Below are 21,777 nucleotides of genomic sequence, written 5' to 3' on the forward strand. Positions count from 1 at the left end.
AGAGTTATGTCAAAAGTGACCTTAGAAAAAGTAGCGAAAGTATATTCAAACGGTTTCAAAGCAGTACACGACATCGATCTTGAGATTCAAGACGGTGAGTTCATGGTGATGATTGGTCCTTCAGGCTGCGCGAAATCGACCACACTTCGTATGCTGGCGGGTTTGGAAACTATTTCTGGCGGGAATGTACGTATCGGAAAAGACGTTGTAAATAACCTAGCACCTAAAGATCGTGGAATCGCCATGGTGTTTCAGAACTACGCTTTGTATCCACATATGACAGTCAGAGAGAACCTCGGTTTTGGACTGAAACTCGCCAAAGTCCCTGCGGATCAAATAGAAAAACAGGTTGATGAAGCGGCTGAAATGTTAGAGCTAACGCCTTTAATGGACAGGTTGCCACGCCAACTTTCTGGTGGGCAAGCGCAACGTGTCGCGGTAGGTCGAGCGATAGTAAAACGTCCAAATGTATTTTTGTTTGATGAACCTTTATCGAACCTCGATGCCAAGCTTCGAGCGTCCATGCGCGTCAGAATCTCCGATTTGCACAAGCAGCTTAAATCGTCAAACCGATCTGCAACAACGGTTTATGTGACGCACGATCAGACCGAAGCCATGACAATGGGAGATCGAATTTGTGTCATGAAAGAAGGCGTTATCATGCAAGTGGATACGCCTGCAAATTTGTACAAATACCCCAAAAACTTATTTGTGGCTGGATTCATTGGCGCACCTGAGATGAACATGATCGATGCATCTTTCTTTGAACTTGCTGATGGCAGTTTGAATGTCGAGTTTGGTGAATTCGGTTTGTGCTTAGGGGCATCGAAGTCAGAGAAAATAAAGAAGAAGGCAATTACCAGCGACATTACCTTGGGTATACGACCTGAGTTCATTCATCTTGCAGATGAGCATTCGGCGAAAGACCAACTTGTAAAGGGCACAATTGTTCGGATGGAGAACATGGGATCTGAATTTTACGTGTATTTTTCCGTGGGTTCTCAGGAACTGTGCGCGCGTATTCAGACTTCCATTGTAGAAGAGAAGTTACTTAATACTGAGAGTAAAGAGCAACTTTTCTACTTCGATATGGCGCAAAGCCACGCATTTGATCGAAAAACGGAAGAGAACATTTCTCTTTAGTTCTTAGGTATAAATTCATAAAAAAGGGAAAAGCGATGAAGAAAATAAAAAAAATAATGTCATTTGTAGTCATTGGTGGAAGTTTAATGTCTACAGGTTATGTTCAAGCTGATGAACTTCGAATGTCATGGTGGGGTGGTAATTCACGTCATGAAGCAACCAATGCGGCTGTAAAAGCGTTCGAAAAAAAATACCCTGATATTGCTGTAAAAACAGAATATACCGGCTGGGGTGGTCATCTAGAGCGGTTGACGACTCAAATCGCAGGTAATACTGAACCGGATGTAATGCAAACCAACTGGAACTGGTTGCCGATCTTTTCCAAAGATGGCGACGGCTACAAAGACCTGACTGAATACAGCGACATCATTGACCTTTCCCAATTTCCCGAAAGCGCTTTGAAAGCTGGCCAGAGAAATGGCGTTCAAAATGCCATTCCTATTTCTATGGCAGCACGTATCTTCTACTACAACAAAGATACTTGGGCGCGTGCCGGATTAGATTTCCCGACGACTTGGGAAGAGTTAATGGCAGCAGGCGCAATATTCCAAGAAAAGCTTGGTGATAAATTTTTTCCTATGGTTTTAGAGGGAAATGACATCATGGCATTGAATCGCTCGTATATGATTCAAAAATACGGCATTCCGTTTATCGATGAGAAAAACAAGCGAATCGCCTACAGCGAAGAGCATATGATCGAGTATTTTCAGTTGTACGCCGATATGGTGGCGAATCATGTCATACCAAGCAGTAAATACATTGCTTCCTTCGGTGCCGCGAACCTTTATGAATATAAGCCTTGGATCAACGGTGAATGGGGGGGAATTTATATGTGGAACTCTGCCATCAACAAATATAACGACAACTTGAAGCCGCCAATGAAGATGGCCTTAGGACCCTATTTAACTAAGACAGGTGCAACCGATGCAGGGCTTTTTTATAAACCTGCGCAAATGTTTGCTATTGGGAATAACACCGACTACCCAGAGGATGCTGCGAAGTTAATTAATTTTGTATTGAACGATCCAGACGGGTTTAGAGCGATGGGGCTAAAACGAGGTGTGCCGCTGAGTAAAGTTGCTCGCGATACACTGGTTGCAGAGGGTGTCATCAAAAACAAAGATCTGGCCGTTGCGGGTTTGAACTATATCAATGTCTTACCTAAGAAGTCTGGTGTGTCGCAGTACTTTGAAAATCCGAAGTTGCACGATTTATTCGAAGAGATGCAACAAGATATGGACCACGGAAATAAAACAGTGGAAGAGGCCGCGAAAACGTTCTTGAAAAAATCAAAACGTATCCTTCGTAAAGCCATGAAGTGATATTCGATGTGCCGCTTACACAGTTCGGATGAGTAAGCGGCACTGCTTCTGAGATAAACCTTCCACATTTCACGAACACGACAGAAATATCAATTCGTCATAGCTATGGTGCCATTGCTATGTGTTTTTCAAAATAAATTGTAAAACAGTGTTTTACAAAATTAAAACCATATTTCTTTTATGCTATTCTACAGTCATTAACAAGTGTCAATGAAGCTCCTGAGAGCGGGGAGCTAAGAGAGTAATCTATGCTAAATATGTTCAGTCTAGAAGGTAAGGTGGCCATTGTTACGGGTTGCAATACTGGTCTTGGTCAGGGGATGGCGCTGGCGCTGGCGAAAGCAGGTGCTAAAGTTGTCGGTGTCAATCGAACTAACCCAGTGGAAACGGCTGAGTTAATTAAAGAAGCCGGAGGTGAATTTTTAAATGTGATGGCGGATGTATCCAGTTCAGAGACGCCTTCTCGTGTCTTAGACGAAACCATCATCACATTTGGCCGAGTTGATGTGCTTGTCAATAACGCGGGCATTATTCGCCGTAACGATGCCATTGATTTTACAGAGAAAGATTGGGATGACGTTATGGATGTCAATTTGAAATCTGTCTTCTTTCTTTCACAAGCTTTTGCTAAGCAAGTCATCAAGCAAGGTTCGAGTGGCAGTATTGTGAATATTGCGTCTATGCTGTCGTATCAGGGTGGTATTCGTGTTCCCTCTTATACGGCATCTAAAAGTGGCATACTGGGGTTAACCCGTTTATTGGCTAATGAATGGGCAAAAGACGGAATCAATGTGAATGCCATCGCGCCTGGTTACATGGCAACGAACAATACAGAAGCTCTTAGAAATGACGAAAGTCGCAGCGCTGAAATATTGGGGCGTATTCCTGCTGGACGATGGGGTGAACCTGATGATGTTGCGGGCCCTGTTGTATTTTTGTCATCTGATGCATCCCGTTATGTAAACGGTTATACGCTAGCGGTAGACGGTGGTTGGCTAGCAAGATAGCAATAATAAATATAGTTTGTAAGGTGAGAGTGAATGCTAAATAAAGAGAGAGGTTGTCGTATTGGGGTGATTGGAGAATGTATGGTTGAGCTACAAGGAACCATGTTTTCAACCCTCACGCAGTCGTACGGTGGAGACACCTTTAATACGGCCGTTTACTTGAAACGATTATTGGGAGCATCATACCGAATCAGCTATATCACTGGATTAGGTTGTGATGCTTTGAGTGATCGGATGCTGGATCTCTGGCAAAAAGAAGGCATTGATACCAGTTATGTGGTGCGTTCTCCTAACAAGCTCCCAGGCCTTTACCAAATTTCCGTAGCGGATAATGGTGAACGTTCTTTTCAGTATTGGCGAAATGATGCCGCCGCGAAATACATTTTTGACGATGAAACAACGGAATCTCTAGCGAGCCATTTATCCGAATTTGGTTGGTTGTATTTGTCTGGCATCAGTCTAGCAATACTGACAGATAAAGGGCGAGAAACTCTATTAAACGCACTCGACCGTTATGTTGCAGATGGGGGAAATGTTCTTTTTGACAACAACTATCGTCCGGTTTTATGGCCTACAAAAGAAGACTGTCAGGCTTATTATATGAGAGTGTTATCTTTATCGAAAATTGCGCTTTTAACAGAAGACGATGAGCATCTATTGTGGGGTTACGGTTCCATTGATCAGGTGATTGCGCGAACGCCTACGAATGAAATTGTCATCAAACGAGGTTCAGAGCCCTGTTTAATCGACGTTGAAGGAAAACGCAGCGAGGTTGCCGCACAGCGAGTGCAAAATATCGTTGATACAACCGCAGCGGGTGATTCGTTTGCAGCAGGTTATTGTTACGGTCGTATCGTAGGGAAGTCACCAGAAGAGTCCGCTAGAGCAGGGCATTCTATAGCATCAAGAGTCATTCAATACCCCGGTGCAATTATCTCGAAAGAGCGGATGAAGCTTGAGTCAGCTTGATATTCGTTATGAACTGTTTGAAACGTAAATATTTCAGATTTGTAACAAATGCGGGATAAGTTTAATGGCAAGTTGAAGTTAATTTTTTTATACTTTTCACAATATTTTTTCAGAAAAAATAAAATACTATGGCTAATGACGACGAAATTCAAATAGAACCTGTTTCCTCCGTAATGAAAGTGTTTGCAATTTTATCTGCGCTTTCTACTCAAAAGTCGTTGGGTGTCACTGAGTTGTCTCAATTGGCTATGACCTCAAAAAGCACTGTATATCGTTTTTTACAGACGATGAAAATGCTTGGATATGTTCGTCAAGAAGGGGATTCGGATAAATACTCTCTAACATTAAAATTGTTTGAAGTAGGCGCTAAAGCGCTGGAGTATTCTGATCTCGTTGAGCTTGCAGAACCGTATATGAATCGCATCGGTGAACAAACACATGAAGCCCTTCATTTAGGTATTCGTGATGCGGATAACATTGTGTATGTTTTCAAAGTAGATGCGCAATATAACTTACGTATGCAGTCTCGTATTGGGCGTCGAAATCCTTTATACAGTACCGCAATTGGCAAGGTGCTTCTCGCAGAGAAAGACGAGCAAGAAGTGAAAGACATCTTAGCTGAAACCGAGTTTTTGCCTTCGACTAAAAAGACTCATTTAGATGTTTCATCGCTACTGAACGAATTAAAAATTGTTCGAGAGCAAGGGTTTGGCGAAGACGTTGAAGAACAAGAAGAAGGTTTACGCTGTGTTGCTGCGCCAATCTACGATCGATTTGGTAATGTGATTGCAGGTATGAGCTTATCTTACCCTACGTTACGACACAGCGACGAAGATAAGTTGAACTACATAGCCTTGTTAAAAGAAAGCTGTGAGAAAGTATCGAGTAAGCTGGGTTATAACGCATCTTAATTGCATTTCACAATACGATACTGACGATGTCTGATTGGCTCGGTGGTTTTTTAAAATCGCCAGCCGATTAGAAATTCGACTCAGTATCCACTCTTAAAAATCCCCTTTTCTATAGCGCTCGTATGCTTCATAGCTCATGTTATGTTGCGCAATACAGTCATTCGTTTGACTGGGGCGGAGCTCCGTACAGTCGTAGTGCCAGCGGCTTTGAAGTAGTTCATACACCTGTTTATTGGAACAGCCCTGCCCCAGAAAAAGTGCACACAGTAAAAGCAATGATTTAATACGCCAAGTCATTAACTTACTCTCGAATATCGACCGTTTACCGCTCTTAGACTAAGCTCTTTTTATGACTTAAGCGTGACGAAATTGTGTTATTTTTTGCGGGAAATTGAGATCGCAGTGAATCAAGTCTGTTAGACTACTTGGTCTATTATTTATTATCGCAGGTAGGTGAGTTCATTAACCTTGGTACCTTTTATGACCACGTTCCTTGCTTTTATAATTAATGTCGTTTTGTTTTCTGCTTTTCCTCTTTATGCGGCTATGATGCCAGCTCGATTCCGTTCCCCTGCCTTGTATGCTTACATGGGTATTATTCTCGTAGTTGGAGGATTAGCGGGAGCGTTGTTTTCATATCAGGTAACAGAGACGGCCTATATCTCAGGGGGGAACCTTGCGTACGGAGCGTTTATGATGACCGCGGTTATGTTAATAATCAGTGAACATCATACGGGCACATTTCGAAATATGTTGCGGCTTCTTATTTTAGTCGACACGTTTGTTTTTGTTGGCTTCAATTATACAGCGTGGTTACTGGAATCAGATTTGATTTCAAAGCCTGTAGAGATCCCAGCCGATATATTTAAAGTGTCTATCGAAATTCTATTACTAGGAGGAGCGTTGATTCTTCTAGAAATCATACTGATGCTGATCGTCTTTATTCAAGCGCGTCGAATTACCTCGAAACTGTCTCATCTAGCGATCATTTACACTCTTACTTTTATCTCAATCTTGTGTCTCGATGGTGTTCTGTTCCCACTAATTGCATTGAATTCACATCCGGATGTTATCCAGATTATTTTTGGAAACGTGACGGGCAAAGCGATACTGGCAGCGTCTTTCAGTGTGCCTCTAATGATTTTTTATGTGATCTCTCGAAAGCAGTTCGCGCAATTTGTGAGTAGTCCTCTACCGCTCAATGAACTGTTGAGCGCGCCGCGTAAAAAACTATTAGATACGTTATATCAATACGAAATGCGAGATCGACAGTTACAACAAGACAAACTAGAGCTGGTTGAGCGAGCAGAAAAGGATGCGCTGACTGGTTTAGCCAATAGAGGGAAATTTAACCATGTTTTGGATAACCTTTGGAGTGCCAGTAAAAGCGCTCAAACACCCATTACTTTAGTGATTGGAGACATCGATTATTTTAAACAGTTTAATGACACATACGGTCACGAACGCGGCGATGATTGTTTACGGCGTGTCGCTCAGCTTTGGAGTGATACGCTTGAAATGGACGGTGCTCTAGCCGCTCGGATAGGAGGGGAAGAGTTTGCGTTACTCTGCCCGAATTGTACCTATGATGATATATCAGAACGCTTGCAAACATTTCAGGCGCAACTGAACAGTGCCGCTATTGTCCATGAAGCCTCTGACGCATCGGCTTATGTATCGATGAGTATTGGTGTGTCGTCTATGACGCCGAATGACGACGTGAATATCCGCGATTTATATGTAGCGGCTGACGACAACTTATACCGTGCTAAAAAAGCGGGACGAAATAGCATCCATTTTGACGCGTCATAATTTCGAAGCGCGTAAGTATTTAGGTATACACAGCTAGATACTTACGCCTCAGTAACGCTTACCTCACAAAAACCAGCGAAAACTAATTAAGACCCAAATTGAGCGAACTCTACTCGTACAGTCTGCTGTTTTGATAAAAACATATTGTTATGTTATAACATAATTAATGTATTTCCTTCTAAGTGGTTATTTCCATGCAATTAATAAAAAAATTACCTGTTACCGTGTTGTCTGGTTTCCTTGGAGCGGGCAAAACCACCGTTCTAAGCCATATTTTAAACAATAGAAGCAACCTCAAAGTGGCCGTCATTGTGAATGATATGAGCGAGATAAATCTTGATGCCACGTTTGTTCAACAAGAGGTTTCTCTGAATCGCAAAGAAGAAAAATTGGTTGAAATGAGTAATGGGTGTATCTGTTGTACGCTAAGGGAAGACCTGCTTTTAGAAGTAAGAAAGCTCGCTAATGAAGGACGTTTCGACTACTTGGTTATTGAATCAACCGGCATCTCGGAACCTATGCCAGTAGCGGAAACTTTCACTTTCGCAGGTGAAGAGGGTGTTAGTCTCTCCGACATTGCCACGTTAGATACCATGGTCACCGTTGTTGATGCAGTGAACTTCCTCAAAGATTATGAGCAAGGCAAATACCTAGCGGATGTAGGGGAAAGCTTAGGAGAAGAAGACGAACGGAGTGTGTCTGATCTGCTTGTCGATCAAATTGAATTTTCCGATATTCTGCTTATCTCTAAAACAGACCTTGTTGACGAAAAAGAGTTGGCTAGGTTGAGCGCTATTTTAAGAACGCTCAATACGGAAGCGGACATAATTCCGATTCAGAAAGGAAACATAGCAATCGAAAAAGTGCTGGGCACCGGAAAGTTCAGTTTCGAAAAAGCGCAGCAGTCCGCGGGGTGGTTGAAAGAGATGCGAGGAGAGCATGTGCCAGAAACTGAGGAGTATGGAATTGGCAGTTTTTCTTATATTGCTCGTAAACCCTTTCACCCCGAGAAATTTTATAACTTACTCCACAATACGACGCAATACGGTAAGCTCATCCGCTCAAAGGGGTATTTTTGGTTGGCATCAAGGCCTCAGTTTGCAGGTCAATGGAGTCAAGCTGGTGGGGTTGCGCAATACGGTTTTGCCGGCATGTTTTGGCGCGCTTTACCAAAAGATCGTTGGCCAAAAGACCAAGAATCCATTGATATCATCATGAAGGATTGGCATGAGCCGTTTGGAGATATGCGGCAAGAGTTGGTATTTATTGGCCAAGAGTTAAATAAACAAGCAATGATTGACGCGTTAGATCAGTGCCTACTTTCGGAAGACGAGGTGTTAGAAGGTCAAGAGTATTGGCGCTCGTTGTCAGACCCGTTTCCAAAATGGGATGAGGAGGTTGCATGAGTTTAGCTGCCTCCTCTTCCACTGAAAGCTCTCATCGAGAAGTTGTTGAAACGGTTTTTTGCCGATCAAGTCACCTTGTAGAGGAGCTGGTGGACATCTCTCAAATATATGAGAGCGAGCTAAACTTTGTCGCGTGGAATCGAACTTTAGAAACAGCGTTAGAAGAGGCTGTTGAACATTTGGTCTCTATTCTTTCTGAGCGTACGAAAGTATTTTCACACAGTGAAACCGTATCGGTCTTAAGCATCGATACGACATTACGACGTATCTTTCCTGAGTTTGACGGGCGCGACATACTCATCAATGATATAGCTTTGTTGTTCGATGCCTTTTCCTGCCTGTTTGAACTTGAAGAAGTGGGTTTGCGTATTGCTTTAGTTAAACGCGCAATGTGCCCAAGATTTCATGTGGATCAAGTTCCTTGTCGACTTGTTACGACGTATTGTGGGCCAGCTACTCAATGGCTTGAAAACTCAAACATCAATAGGGCGAAGCTTGGAAGAGGGAATGACGGATTAGCGGACGAAATCTCTGGTTTGATGGCGAAAGATACCGTTAAGCTTCAACTTAAAGCTGGAGACGTTGCATTACTTAAGGGAGAAAAATGGCCTGACAACGAATCGCTAGGAGCGGTTCACCGTTCTCCAGACGTATCTGAAGATGAAGTTAGGTTACTCGTGACCTTTGATTTTGCCTAAACTACTTATCAAAATGTTTTATCAAATGCATTTTTTACACGCTTCTAATAGCCAATTAATTTATTGTTATAAGAGACTTTTGCACGAAGTCACGAGCAAAGCCAAGACGAGGCAAAAATAGACGAAAAAGCGGAGTTTATGCGTTATAGATGAGCATTTTGAGTTTGTTTATAACACTGTATTGGAGAGTGCAGTCATCGTGCAAAGGTTTCTATAAATCGATTAGAGTGTAGTAGGCCGTAAAATGAACCGTTATTTTGTATCAACAGATCCCGCATTGTTTGACTTTGATTCTATTCACTCGTTTCTAACGGACAGCTATTGGGCTAAAAATATTCCGAAGGAGACGTTAAAAAAAGCGATCGAGAACTCTCTTTGCTTTGCGATAATTTTAGAATCTAACCCACCCCAGCAAGTTGGCTTTGCCAGAATGATTACGGATAAAGCCACATTTGCCTATTTGGCAGATGTTTTTATTCTAGAAGAGCATCGAGGAAAAGGCTTATCAAAACGTCTAATGGAACATATTGTGTCGCACCCCGATCTTCAAGGGCTTCGTCGTATTATGCTCGCAACAAAGGACGCTCACACTTTGTATTCAAAATACGGTTTCGAGCCTATTGAGCAAGTGAGCCGCCTGATGCAGGTTTGGAACCCCAATGTTTACTTAAACCCCAATAAATAGCGGCATCGTTATTTTTTGAGTACATCATTCATTATTGAGATTTATCAGGGCGACAGCGGGAGAGATTAGGCATAATAGTGCCAAATGAGCTTTAACCTAAGCTCTGAATTGATCGATATAGGTCGGTTGCTTCTTCGTTACTTAACCCAGTAACGCGAGAATGTCGGCCGATGCTACTGGAAATTTGGATGAAGTTCTTTTCTTCTTGCAGTTCAGACGCTGTATTTTCCGCTGCTTCTTTTGAGCGTTGGAACAGCTCCTGTGATGCTGAGCTAAGGGCTACTTCTTCCTTTTCTGGTGGATAGCGGTCAGCTGCATCTCTCTGGGTCGTAGCCTTATTGAGATTGTAAAGAGATTGCTGATAGAGGTTTAAACCCTCGTTTGAGTTAATAGTCATAGCGGTCACTGTTCATTAGACGCACGATAATATTAGTATTGGCGACTATTGGTTAAAAAGCAAACAGATTTTGTTTTTTGTATTTTTCTTTCAGAATTGACTGCTAATACACAAATTTTGTAAGGAAATTTCAAAAAAAACCGCTCAAAAGGTAGGCGATTCTGTAGAAGGTTTGTAGAATGTGCACGCTGCGTTCTGGAGAAGGCGCAAAACAATTATTTTTCCCATTGAGGTTCGTTAAATGCCTGCTTTATTGCAATTTATATTAATTGGCTTAGCTGTCATTGCGTTATTAGGTGTGGTTTTGGAAGACGTGATTCATGTTAACAAAGCTAAAGTAACACTGTTTTTAGGTACGCTTTCTTGGTTTCTACTGTTTATCTTTCATGATGCGGGTCATGAAGGGGCGGTGAATGAAGGCTTTTTAGAAAATATTTCTGAGATAGCCAGCTTATGGCTGTTCCTTGTTGCTGCAATGACATTTGTCGCCTATCTCAACCAGAAAGGTATGATAGAGAACCTTATTCACTTGTTTTTGCCTAAAAAAATAAGTGAGCGACGACTTCTGTTTTTGACCGCGATTTTCTGTTTTGTCTTTTCTTCGTTAGCAGACAACATTACAGCGACTTTGGTCTCTGTAACCTTAATTTTGTCGCTTAACCTTTCAACCAAGAAAACGGTGCGTTTCGCAACCTTGGTGGTTTTCTCAGTTAACTCTGGTGGTGTCTCGCTGATAACAGGCGATGTTACGACCTTGATGATATTTTTGGCGGACAAAGTCAGTATCCTTGATTTGCTGATGTTATCTCTTCCTGCCTTTATTGCCGTACTTGCTTTGGCGATACTCTTGTCTCGCGGCATGTCTGAAACCGTACATGTTCAGATTCGTAGAACGGATGTTCGAGGCGTAGATTTAGCCATTGCTGCGATCTTTCTTACAACAATTATCGGCACGATAGTATCGAATGTACTGTTCAATATCCCTCCAGTGTTGACCTTCCTATTAGGCTTGTCTGTTATGTTCCTAGTAGCGCGCTTCTACGGTGAAGACGAAGATGAGACACCGATCTTGGAATACATCCGTGTAATTGAGTTTGAAACGCTTCTGTTCTTCCTTGGTATCTTGTTGCTTGTTGGTATGTTGAAAGAGATCGAAGTATTGGATGCTTTGGTCAGAATGTATGAAGTCATGCCTCCTGTAGTCGCAAACTACGTGATGGGGATATTGTCTGCTGCGATTGATAACGTTCCATTAACGGCAGCTTTGCTAAAAGCGGGCATCGTAATGACAGAGGCAGAATGGCTTGGATTGACCTACGCAGTTGGTGTGGGCGGCTCGTTATTGGTAATTGGATCTGCAGCGGGTATCGTGGCGATGAGCAAAGTATCAGGATTGACGTTTGGCTCTTACGCGCGCTACAGCTTCTTATTGCTGATCGTTTATACGGTAGGTTACGCTGCATCCATGTTCCTAGCTGAGACAGTGTTGGGAGCGGGTTGATGCCCCTTTAAAGTATTCAACGCATGGATGCACTTTACAACTGTGGATATCCGCCTTGGTTTTCCACAGTTTAAGGCGACGAACTACGAGCTAATCGAAAGAGAAATAAAAAGGCCAACCTGATCAGGTTGGCCTTTTTATTTCTACTGAATTGTACCAAAACACTAAATACGATAGCGCGAAGTCATAGAGCGTTAAGCAATAAAACTAAACCTGCTTATTCTCTTGTGTCGTATCGGTCTGTTCTTCGCTCAGTGTCGGTGCTCGTCGTTCCTTGATGGTTTCCATCAACTCTTGGCCCTTTGTTCTCTCAATGGCCTTTGTGTCTTGGTGCAGTGCTGTTTTAGCGATCATATTAGCGGCTACAGGCGCTGTAATTAATAAAAACAAAGTAATGAGTAACTCATTCACAGAGAACGTACCTGTGTGAACTGAGTGATAGATCATGGAAGCAATTAAGACACCACTGATACCCAATGTCGACGCTTTTGTTGGTGCATGCAAACGCGTATAAATATCAGGTAAGCGCGCGAGACCAATCGATCCGACCAGCAAAAATATGCCGCCAAATACGAGAAGAATACTGATAATGGTTTCTACCAAAAATGACATAGTCAATTTTCCTATTCAATAATGTCGCCACGAAGTAAGTACTTACAAAGCGCTGCAGTACTGACAAAACCAAGCATGGCGATTAAGAGTGCGGCCTCAAAATACAAAGACGTGCCCATGTGAATTCCATACAACATAAGCAAAGCGATGGTGTTAATGTACATTGTATCGAGTGCGAGAATACGATCCGATAGTTTTGGTCCAACCATCAGACGCCATAAATTTAAAAACAACGCGATACAGATAAAAATGGCGACAATAAAAAGGGCCCAATCTAGCATCCTAAAATCTCCTTGATGGGGTTTTCATAGCGTGTCTTCACCGTATCAACCAGTTCTTTTTCATTTGTTAAATGCAATGCATGAATGTAGAGCCATTGCTTGTCTTCTGAAATTTCCGCACTGACCGTACCCGGTGTTAGAGACACTGTACTCGCAAGAATGGTAATGCCTAGATCCGATTCAATATCGATTGGAATCGCGATAAATCCAGGCTGCAGCTTTTTCAAAGGCCCAACGACTAACCACGCGACTTCGAAATTCGCCGTGATAATATCGCCCAATACCATAAAGAAATAGCGAACCGCTAAGAATGGTCTTTTGATCTTCTGTTTTTCATCGCGCATCCCAGAGGTTAACAACGGGATAGTAATGGCGAAAAAGAGCGCCAGAACGATGTGGCCGACACTGGCAGAATTATTAAGCATGAGCCAAACAACAAAAAGCAGAAGACTGTGCATTGGCATAGGAAGAAGACGCATTATTGAACTCCTCCAGATTGAATAGATGGTAGCAGCGGCAGCACAGACAAATTAGGGTCATGCAGTGTATGAGCTGCAGTTTGTGCGATTTCGACGACAGATCCACCAAATAGAGCTAATAAAGGGGAGGCTGCCATCAGTAAGAATACCGCTAATAACTGTACATAACTTGCCTCAGGTGCATCGTCTTGAACGCCACCAGAATGTCGCCAAAACAAAGTCGTGCCAGCTCTAGACAATGTGATCAAGGCTGCTAGGCTGCTGATCAGCATAATAGGCCAAACCCAAATCATTTCCGCGGTAGATTGAGCCGCTTGAAGAATCAAAATCTTACCAACAAAACCTGAAAGCGGTGGCATTCCGATAATGGCAACCGCGCCCACTGCAAACCCAATACCCAAAAATATGGGTTGTTTAAGCGCTTTAGATCGAACAAAGCGATCTTCGGCTTTGCCTCGTTGTTTCGCAATAATGTCGGCTAATAAGAACAGCCCCGCAGTGACAACGGTACTGTGTAATAAGTAATAAAGCGCAGCGCCGGTTGCCACTTCACTTTGTAAGGCGGCACATACCAGCAAACTCCCCGCAGACAAGACCACCATATTAGCAACGAGCAATTTGAGTGTTGGCGCCGCAAAAATACCGACTGTTCCAATACAAATTGTCAGCAAAGACAACGGCCATAACCACGTTTGCGCTATGTTAGCGAGCTCGCCTGCATCGTCGCCGAAAATCATAATATGGACGCGGAAAATGCTGTAGATCCCAACTTTGGTCATAATGGCAAAAATGGCTGCGACTGGAGCACTGGCACTAGCGTAGGTTCGCGGTAACCAAAAATGCAGCGGTAGCAACGCTGCTTTAAGTCCGAATACAACCAAGAGCATAGACGCGCCGATTTTCGCCAAGATTGCATTACTTCCTTCCAACGAACCGACTTTAGCCGCCATATCCGCCATATTGAGCGTACCCAATGTGCCGTAAAGAATGCCTAGCCCAAATAGGAAGATGCTGGAACCGACCAAGTTTAAAATCACGTAATGCACGGTTGCTTGAGTCTTTTGTTTTCCCCCGCCATGAATCAACAACGCGTAGGATGCGATCAGCAAGATTTCGAAGAATACGAAAAGGTTAAAAATATCGCCTGTCAGGAAAGCACCGTTGATCCCCATAACTTGAAACATGAACAGAGGGTGAAAGTAAGCACCTTCTTTGTCATCGCCAGCGCAACCGTATAAATGCGCGCAGAAAGCGAGAAATACGCAAAGCAAAACCAGCAAGGTAGACATTGAATCAGCGACTAACACAATACCAAATGGCGCTTGCCAGTTCCCCAAAATATACTGAGTAGTGCCTTCATTATGAGTTTGCATTAGCAAAATAGCAGCGACCACAATTTGAAGTGCGAACGATGCAACGCCAATCGCACGTTGGCGCGCAAGCGTAGTGCTAAATGGCGGTAGTAATAAAAGGGCCCCAGTTAACAGAGGCAGAATAATAGGAAGAATAGCAAGGTGCTGCATTTAGCGCTGGCCTCCTTGTTTGCCAGATTTTCGCGTCTCTATAGACGACGGTAAACGTCCATCTACATGATCGTTACCCAAGTCAGCACGGGCTCTCATGGCCAATATCACGGCAAACGCCGTCATAGCGAAACCGATTACGATCGCAGTTAATACCAACGCTTGAGGTAATGGATCACTGTAGTTTTCGGATTGCCCTAACACGGCAGCGGCATCCAATTTCAAACGGCCACTAGCAAATAGGAACAGGTTGACCGCGTAAGATAAGAGAGTGAGGCCGACAACCACAGAAAAGCTACGTCCTCTCATTGTAAGAAAAATGCCGCAGGCTGTTAAAATGCCAACGCAAAATGCGTATAAACCTTCCATTAATCATGTTCCTCTAAAACAGGTCGCTCACTGGTCGTCAGTTTGCCTAAGTTCGCAAGAATCAACATCGTGGCTCCGATGACAGTAAGGTAAACACCTAAATCAAATATCATGGCACTGGCCAACTCGAATTTACCGATCGCTGGCAAATAGAAATAATCGAACCAAGATGTTAGGAAAGGTCGATCAAAGAACCAACTGCCAACACCTGTTAGTGCTGAGATCGTAATACCTGAGCCAATCATGACTTGATAATCGAGCTTCATACGACTCTTCATCCAATCAACACCGTGAGCAACGTATTGCTGGATAATCGCCACCGAGGTAATCAAGCCTGCGATGAAGCCTCCGCCTGGCAAGTTGTGTCCACGAAGGAATATATAAGCGGATACAAGCAAAGCAAGTGGCAACAGAGACTGAGAAATAACCGCCAACAAAATTGGATGGCTGTCTGTTGACCAAGGACGGCCGTTTAGATCGCTAGAGGGCATAAAGAGCTTCATACGCGCAATTAGCTTGTAAATCCCCAATGCAGCGATTCCTAGAACGGTGATTTCTCCCAAGGTATCAAACCCTCGAAAGTCAACGAGTATTACGTTCACGACGTTAGTACCACCGCCACCGGTTTTGCTGTTCGCAAGGAAGAAATCAGAAATAGTGTCGAGTGGACGAGTCATCAATGCGTAACTGATGGTGCCAACAATACCGCCTAACATCGCCGCAATACCCAAATCACGCACAATACGACGAGGTGACGATTCTTTTGGTGTTTTCTGTGGCAGGAAGAACAAAGCCAACATAAGCAGGATAATAGTAACCACTTCAACAGACAGCTGAGTAAGCGCTAAATCGGGTGCAGAGAACTTCGCAAATGCCAAAGTCACAACCAACCCGACAACAGAAAGCGTAATCAGCGCGACCATACGTTTACGGTGCCAGAGTACCGTCGCAAGCCCAGAGATAGTAAGAAGTACTGCGGCAGTAATCGACAGCGCATCGACAGGAATTTCAGGTCGACGTCCCGCTGTTGTGTTTAGATCCAACAGGGGAATAGCACTCATGACAATGGTAAGACTCAACACAAAATAGATGTAGCGCTGAAGCGATGCGTTATCAACGATGGCCATAAACTGTTCTGCACGTCTGGAGATCTGTTGCACGATCCCTTCAAACACGAGTTTAGGGTCACTCGCAGGGAACTGTGCTTGGAACTTAAACAAGTGCTGGCGATTGTAATACAGGAATAACCCGCCAATAAGTGCGATAAAGCTCATAAGAAGCGGGAAGTTTAAACCGTGCCACACAGCCAAGCTGTAGTAGGGAACGAAGTCGTTTAATGCTGCACCTGACGCGGCGTAGAGCAAATCGCCCACTACAAAGCCTGGGAACATTCCGACCACAAGACATAAAAATACCAAAATCTCGACAGGGACTCGCATATAACGTGGTGGTTCATGCGGTGTTTTGGGCAAATTGATTGGCTCGCCGTTAAAGAATACATCGTGGATAAAGCGAGTGGAGTACGCCACCGACAAAACGCCGCCCAACGTCGCCATAACGGGCACCATCCAAGAAAGCGAACCAAGAGAGCCTTGATGCAGCGTTTCGGTAAAGAACATTTCCTTAGACAAAAAGCCGTTTAATAGAGGCACACCCGCCATCGCAGAGGAGGCAACCATGGCAAGCGTGGCGGTATAGGGCATGTACTTCCAGAGACCGTTTAGTTGCCGCATGTCCCGCGAGCCCGATTCGTGGTCGATAATCCCTGCCGCCATAAACAGCGAGGCTTTAAAGGTCGCATGGTTGATTATGTGGAAAATCGCTGCCACTAGCGCAAGGTCTGTGCCCATGCCCAATAGCAAGGTAATCAAGCCCAAATGACTGATCGTGGAATTGGCCAATAGCCCTTTTAAATCGTGCTGGAACAGAGCGAGGTAGCCACCAAGTAGGAAGGTCGCAAGCCCTGTCATGCTTACAATTAAGAACCAAAGCTCTGTACCTGCCAAAGTTGGATAAAAACGTGCCATTAAGAATATGCCCGCTTTCACCATTGTTGCAGAGTGCAAGTAAGCACTTACTGGTGTCGGCGCAGCCATGGCATTGGGCAGCCAGAAGTGGAACGGAAACTGAGCGGATTTAGTAAACGCGCCTAAAAGCACCAACACAACAATAACAGGGTAGCTCGCACTTGCTCGCACAAGGTCGCCGCTGTCGAGTACGTCTTGTAAGCTGTAACTACCCACAACCTGACCTAGAATCAGCAAACCCGCTAACAGAGCAAGGCCGCCCGCACCGGTTACGGCCAATGCCATACGCGCACCTTTACGTGCGTCTGATTTATGTCCCCAGAAGCTGATTAACAAAAATGAGCTAATACTGGTTAATTCCCAGAAAACCCAAATTTGAATCAAGTTATCCGACATAACCACGCCTAACATGGCGAACATAAAGAAGATCAGATAAGAATAGAACTTTCCTATCGAATCTTGATCGGATAAATAGTAGCGAGCATAAAGGATAACAAGTAGCCCGATGCCTAGAATAAGCAGGGCAAAAAGCAGCACCAGACCATCGAGACGAAAGGCCAGTTCGAGCCCCATACTGGGAATCCATGGAATCGCAGCATGAAAAGCTTGCCCGTCAAATATCTCGGGTGCTTTTGAAAGGATTAAAAACAATGCTAAAGCGGGTAACCCTGCCGTTAAAAACGCACAAGCTGTTCGGCTATAACGAGCCGAAAATAAGGGTACCAAGGTTCCGATTAAGGGTAACAAGGGTATCCATATTAGAGAGTTCAAGTGAAGAGCTCCTTACAATGATTTCTTTCCAGATCGTCCTTCACAACGAAACGGGAACTAAGTTCTTATCCAGATTGAGTATTACTATAGCGAACGTGGCGTATCTTAGGTAGATTTTTTAAGTAATATCCAAAGATAAAAACGAATTATAATAGACAGGAGGGAGTCGATGAACTGAAAGGCAGTTCATCGACTTGAGTGATTCAATCGCAATATGTTCATGGTGAATAGGGTGTTTAGCCTTGATCCGCGACTTCTTCCATCAGCTTGTCAATGCTCGCAACGACTGCAAGGCTCCCTGCCTCCATATTATCAAGATAGCGATACATTTCTTTTGTATTACCTTGCTCTGCGGAGCGTAACGCTGCTCTGCCTGAATCGTGAACTTGTTTATGAGGTCGCTCAATGGCTTTGAAATTAGAGCTTTGTGCAAAAGCTGCTTTGCCGTAGCCTTCGTAATACCATTTTCCCAGTCGGCATTGAGTATGCTGGTTAACTTCTTCCGAGTAATTTTGATTGGCCAAGCGTTGGTAAACGTCATTTTTCCAAACGACATGATCGAGTTTTACGGTGTTTAAAAAAGAGTGTGTTGATGCAATGTCGATGACGGTCTGCATATGAGAAGAGGAGTCGATGACGTTGTCTACCACGGCGGATATCTGCTCTGATGAGGAAGAGACATCCAAGGCAATATTTTGGTTCTTAGCAACACTGTCTTTAATATGGTGAGTTTGCTGAATCACTTTATTAACCAGCGATTCCACTTTTTCACTCGCTGAGTGTGTTTTTGCCGCTAAATTACGTACTTCATCAGCGACCACCGCGAACCCTCTGCCTGCGCTGCCTGCTCGCGCTGCTTCAATGGCTGCGTTAAGTGCAAGTAAATTAGTCTGATCTGATATTTCTTGGATATTGCTAACCAGCTGACTTATCCCGCTTGCCGTATTATCAAGTATGGTTGCCGCTTCCATACTGCTGTCAGCCTGCTCATTAATCGCCATGGCTCTTTGTTCTAATTGAGCCAACGCCTTGTTTGTTTGATCAAATGTTTGATCCAGTTCTTCCAATTTGCTCTTTTCATGTGAAAGCTCTTCTGCATTATTTGCAAGACCTGATCGGATGGTTTGTAACATATCACCGCCACGAAGTTGCGATAGCAAAAGATTCTCTTCATTGTGAGTTGCGTGTTTTAACAAAGCAATTTCCGCTCTTGCGTCTTGCAACTGCTGGTTCAGAGAATGTTCCATCTCATCTTTCTCTTTTTGAGCCTGAATGAACTCGATCTTCAACTGGCTTAATTCTTGTTTTAGTGCGCCTGATGTAAACATGGGATCCTCGATATATTTATAAGTATTACTGCATTTTATCAGTGGGAAGAGACGAGAAAATTGATATGCGTCAGCGTGCATATTTATTGTTTCATTGATTTGTCGGGTTGAATCGACACATTAAATACAAAAAATACACGATGGTTGAACCGCAGAAGCGCGAAAAGGAAGGATCTTAAAGGAGATTACAGTTAATAGAGATTTAGGCTGAAAGAGATTTAGGGTGAAAGATATTTAAGATAAAAGAGCTGTAAGAGTAAGCCTTTAAGCACCGATACTTTGAAAGAGCGACTTACAAAGTATCGGTGCTTACAGGTATTTGTTAAAAAGTCCGTATTTGATAAAACCAGTGCTAGAAAAAGTTCCAAATTATGCTGTGCTCTGATCCCATACTCCAAAGCAAAACCACCACTCCAAGCATCGCTTCTAACACAAGGATCCCCACACCCAATGTCGTGCCTGACAAGATGAACCCGCGTTTGTGGCTAATGCCTAAGAAGCTTGGCGTTCCCTTGTAGAGCAAGTATCCGGTATAAATAATCCCCAATACCATCGCTAACACACACAGCCATATGATGGGATAGATCGCGAACAAACCGCTTAAAAACAACGGCGTAGCAATATAGCCCGCGAATACAATACACTCGTTACGATCGGGTCGGTCTGGCAAACCACGCGCTAACCAATGAATGAAACTCCCCACAAGCCCCACAGCCAACAGAATTAATGCATAAAATGCGACACCGAGCACGATGCCGTCGCCATACGATACTCTGAACGTTTCTTCGCCTCCGAATGTCCAACCCACTTGAGTTGTACCAATGAATGAACTGACGACAGGAATCGCCGCCATAATTAAGACATGATGCATGAACAAATGGCTGACCGATTCATGCTCATCGCTGATTGACCGCCATTCTCTATCTGGGTGATGTAAAAGTCCCCAAACGTGATTGATCATAACTTCCCCCTATGCTCACCGCTTTTAAATTTAACGTTATGGTTAGATGGAAAAACATTGATCCTTAGGAAAAGTGAAAATACACCGTCATCGACGTAAGCGAGATTGCTAGGCAATCCAATGAAGGCGTATTTGCCCGTTTCCTATTGATCTAAGTCAAAAGTATAGTCAAGGAATCTCAAATCAGCGTGTGAATAAAAAATGGAATTAACGTACTAAATCGTAAAGTCGGTGATCTAATTTCAGACTTGTTTCGTGGGTGGTTTTTTGAGTGGTCCACGGTCATTGCCGCTTTAGTCGCAACTATATTTCTATAAACGGGGTTTTGATGAGTAAGATGATTCTTACTGTACGTCAGTTGTTATGGACCAATACAGTAAACTGCTTGCGATTGAAGTACTTCAAGCCAATTGAAATGCAGAAACAATTAAGAATGACACAGTTTATTAGTACTGCGTGTGGGAGCGTGATTTGCTATTAATCGTTTAACTGCTCTAGAAACCAAAAAACCACCCGAAGGTGGTTTTTAAATTTGGTGGAGGTGGGGGGGGTCGAACCCCCGTCCGCCAGTCCTCTGCCATCGGCTCTACATGTTTAGTCACTTCTATTCTTTGACCAGGAACCGCCCGAAGGACAGGGTGTTACTGGCGAGCCTGCTTGATCTTATACTCTTATCCCCAGGCAGGGCATCGAGTAGCATCTTGTAATTTATGATACTGCGGAATCTCGGGCTACAAGCAACCTGAGGGCAGCACACTAGCAGGTTATTAAGCTGCTAAAGCGTAGTTTTCGTCGTTTGCGACTATATAATTGATACGAGGGGATTTACGAGATCACGTATCACTCTCGACATGCACCTCAGGGTTCGTGACCAGCGTCGAAACCATGTCACCCCCAAAGTATCGGCAATTCTAACGAAAACAGAGCGTTAACGCTAGCAAAACCGTACATAGCGTTTATGCGCTGTGTTTCATTAGGCGTTCTTTATCGCGTGCCCAGTCGCGCTCTTTGGCAGTATCACGTTTATCATGATCTTTTTTACCGGTTACTAGGGCAACTTCACATTTGATCTTGTTGCCTTTCCAGTACAGTGCCATGGCCGCACAGGTTTTACCCTTTTGTTCAGTAACCTGAATGATCTTATCGATCTCGCGGCGGTTTAATAATAGTTTACGCTGGCGTAATGGCTCACATACAACGTGCGTTGAAGCACTCAATAGTGGTGTTATGCGTGCGCCAATTAGCCAAGCTTCGTTTTGATGGATAATGACGTAAGAGTCCACCAACTGCGCTTTGCCTTCTCGTAGGCTTTTTACTTCCCAACCTGATAGGGCCAGACCCGCTTCAAATTTTTGATCAACAAAGTAATCGTGACGGGCGCGTTTATTTAGCGCGATGGTGCCGGATGAATTTGATTTTTTCTTCTTTGATTTGCTCATAGGACAAAATTATACGGTCGATAAACGGAAAAAACTAAGCTTTTCTTGAGGTCTGCGGTGGAATGTAAGAAAATTTGCCAAATATTTGAATATTTCATTGTTTAGCAGACGTTCTGAATGCCATTCAGTCGTTTGG

21 protein-coding genes and 1 other RNA gene are annotated in these 21,777 nt (G+C 43.7%); 11 read left to right on the forward strand and 11 right to left on the reverse strand.

The annotated features are described in order from the left end of the window. Positions 1–6: 6 nt before the first annotated feature. From DFP79_RS16065 to DFP79_RS16105, 10 genes are all read left to right on the forward strand, one after another. A complete protein-coding gene (locus DFP79_RS16065; RefSeq protein ID WP_133504964.1) occupies positions 7–1,143 on the forward strand; it encodes an ABC transporter ATP-binding protein in 1,137 nt (378 codons plus the stop codon). A gap of 35 nt (positions 1,144–1,178) precedes the next feature. After that, positions 1,179–2,465 (forward strand): ABC transporter substrate-binding protein, encoded by a 1,287-nt coding sequence (locus tag DFP79_RS16070; protein WP_208111447.1) that lies wholly within the window; start codon positions 1,179–1,181, stop codon positions 2,463–2,465. 248 nt (positions 2,466–2,713) lie between these two features. Beyond that, positions 2,714–3,472 (forward strand): 2-dehydro-3-deoxy-D-gluconate 5-dehydrogenase KduD, encoded by a 759-nt coding sequence (gene kduD, locus DFP79_RS16075; protein ID WP_133504965.1) that lies wholly within the window; start codon positions 2,714–2,716, stop codon positions 3,470–3,472. Positions 3,473–3,505: 33 nt separating this feature from the next. Beyond that, positions 3,506–4,441 (forward strand): sugar kinase, encoded by a 936-nt coding sequence (locus tag DFP79_RS16080; RefSeq protein WP_133504966.1) that lies wholly within the window; start codon positions 3,506–3,508, stop codon positions 4,439–4,441. Positions 4,442–4,569: 128 nt separating this feature from the next. Then, entirely contained in the window at positions 4,570–5,352 is a 783-nt protein-coding gene (gene kdgR / locus DFP79_RS16085; protein WP_133504967.1) for a DNA-binding transcriptional regulator KdgR, read from the forward strand. Positions 5,353–5,474: 122 nt separating this feature from the next. Then, the gene (locus tag DFP79_RS17910; protein WP_166637721.1) at positions 5,475–5,636 is read left to right on the forward strand and encodes a protein-tyrosine phosphatase family protein; all 162 of its coding nucleotides are present in this window, start codon (positions 5,475–5,477) and stop codon (positions 5,634–5,636) included. A gap of 196 nt (positions 5,637–5,832) precedes the next feature. Then, the gene (locus tag DFP79_RS16090) at positions 5,833–7,164 is read left to right on the forward strand and encodes a GGDEF domain-containing protein (protein WP_133504968.1); all 1,332 of its coding nucleotides are present in this window, start codon (positions 5,833–5,835) and stop codon (positions 7,162–7,164) included. Positions 7,165–7,358: 194 nt separating this feature from the next. Then, a complete protein-coding gene (zigA, locus tag DFP79_RS16095; RefSeq protein WP_133504969.1) occupies positions 7,359–8,570 on the forward strand; it encodes a zinc metallochaperone GTPase ZigA in 1,212 nt (403 codons plus the stop codon). Further along, a complete protein-coding gene (locus DFP79_RS16100) occupies positions 8,567–9,268 on the forward strand; it encodes a DUF1826 domain-containing protein (protein ID WP_133504970.1) in 702 nt (233 codons plus the stop codon). The genes zigA and DFP79_RS16100 overlap by 4 nt, the downstream gene beginning before the upstream one ends. Before the next feature lie 244 nt (positions 9,269–9,512). Further along, on the forward strand, positions 9,513–9,953 hold the full coding sequence (locus DFP79_RS16105) for a GNAT family N-acetyltransferase (protein ID WP_133504971.1): 441 nt from the start codon (positions 9,513–9,515) through the stop codon (positions 9,951–9,953). A gap of 91 nt (positions 9,954–10,044) precedes the next feature. On the opposite strand, the gene DFP79_RS16110 is transcribed toward DFP79_RS16105, so the two are convergent. Then, positions 10,045–10,350, reverse strand: coding sequence for a hypothetical protein (locus DFP79_RS16110; protein WP_133504972.1), 306 nt, complete (start codon positions 10,348–10,350; stop codon positions 10,045–10,047). A gap of 241 nt (positions 10,351–10,591) precedes the next feature. On the opposite strand from DFP79_RS16110, the gene nhaD reads away from it, so the two are divergent. After that, positions 10,592–11,851 (forward strand): sodium:proton antiporter NhaD, encoded by a 1,260-nt coding sequence (nhaD, locus tag DFP79_RS16115; RefSeq protein WP_133504973.1) that lies wholly within the window; start codon positions 10,592–10,594, stop codon positions 11,849–11,851. A 207-nt stretch (positions 11,852–12,058) separates the two neighbouring features. Here nhaD and DFP79_RS16120 read toward each other — a convergent pair whose 3' ends face one another. From DFP79_RS16120 to smpB, 10 genes are all read right to left on the reverse strand, one after another. Then, positions 12,059–12,463 carry a Na+/H+ antiporter subunit G gene (locus tag DFP79_RS16120; protein WP_133504974.1) on the reverse strand — a complete coding sequence of 135 codons (405 nt, stop codon included), beginning with the start codon at positions 12,461–12,463 and terminating at the stop codon, positions 12,059–12,061. An 11-nt stretch (positions 12,464–12,474) separates the two neighbouring features. Next, positions 12,475–12,744, reverse strand: coding sequence for a K+/H+ antiporter subunit F (locus DFP79_RS16125; protein ID WP_133504975.1), 270 nt, complete (start codon positions 12,742–12,744; stop codon positions 12,475–12,477). Then, complete coding sequence (locus tag DFP79_RS16130) at positions 12,738–13,223, reverse strand: Na+/H+ antiporter subunit E (RefSeq protein ID WP_133504976.1); 486 nt, start codon at positions 13,221–13,223, stop codon at positions 12,738–12,740. The genes DFP79_RS16125 and DFP79_RS16130 overlap by 7 nt, the downstream gene beginning before the upstream one ends. Next, positions 13,223–14,746 carry a monovalent cation/H+ antiporter subunit D gene (locus tag DFP79_RS16135; RefSeq protein WP_133504977.1) on the reverse strand — a complete coding sequence of 508 codons (1,524 nt, stop codon included), beginning with the start codon at positions 14,744–14,746 and terminating at the stop codon, positions 13,223–13,225. Before DFP79_RS16135 ends, DFP79_RS16130 begins: the two co-directional genes overlap by 1 nt. Next, entirely contained in the window at positions 14,747–15,115 is a 369-nt protein-coding gene (locus DFP79_RS16140; RefSeq protein ID WP_133504978.1) for a Na+/H+ antiporter subunit C, read from the reverse strand. Further along, positions 15,115–17,913, reverse strand: a complete 2,799-nt coding sequence (locus DFP79_RS16145; protein ID WP_133504979.1) for a monovalent cation/H+ antiporter subunit A — start codon at positions 17,911–17,913, stop codon at positions 15,115–15,117. The genes DFP79_RS16140 and DFP79_RS16145 overlap by 1 nt, the downstream gene beginning before the upstream one ends. A gap of 236 nt (positions 17,914–18,149) precedes the next feature. After that, positions 18,150–19,241 (reverse strand): methyl-accepting chemotaxis protein, encoded by a 1,092-nt coding sequence (locus DFP79_RS16150; RefSeq protein ID WP_133504980.1) that lies wholly within the window; start codon positions 19,239–19,241, stop codon positions 18,150–18,152. 352 nt (positions 19,242–19,593) lie between these two features. After that, positions 19,594–20,202: a Yip1 family protein gene (locus DFP79_RS16155; RefSeq protein ID WP_133504981.1), complete on the reverse strand. Its 609-nt coding sequence runs from the start codon at positions 20,200–20,202 to the stop codon at positions 19,594–19,596. Positions 20,203–20,735: 533 nt separating this feature from the next. Next, positions 20,736–21,098, reverse strand: a transfer-messenger RNA (tmRNA) gene (ssrA, locus tag DFP79_RS16160). Between the two features lie 60 nt (positions 21,099–21,158). Continuing rightward, a complete protein-coding gene (gene smpB, locus DFP79_RS16165) occupies positions 21,159–21,641 on the reverse strand; it encodes an SsrA-binding protein SmpB (protein WP_133504982.1) in 483 nt (160 codons plus the stop codon). Positions 21,642–21,777: the final 136 nt, after the last annotated feature.

The organism is Marinomonas balearica (genome assembly GCF_004362145.1).
GTDB lineage: Bacteria > Pseudomonadota > Gammaproteobacteria > Pseudomonadales > Marinomonadaceae > Marinomonas > Marinomonas balearica.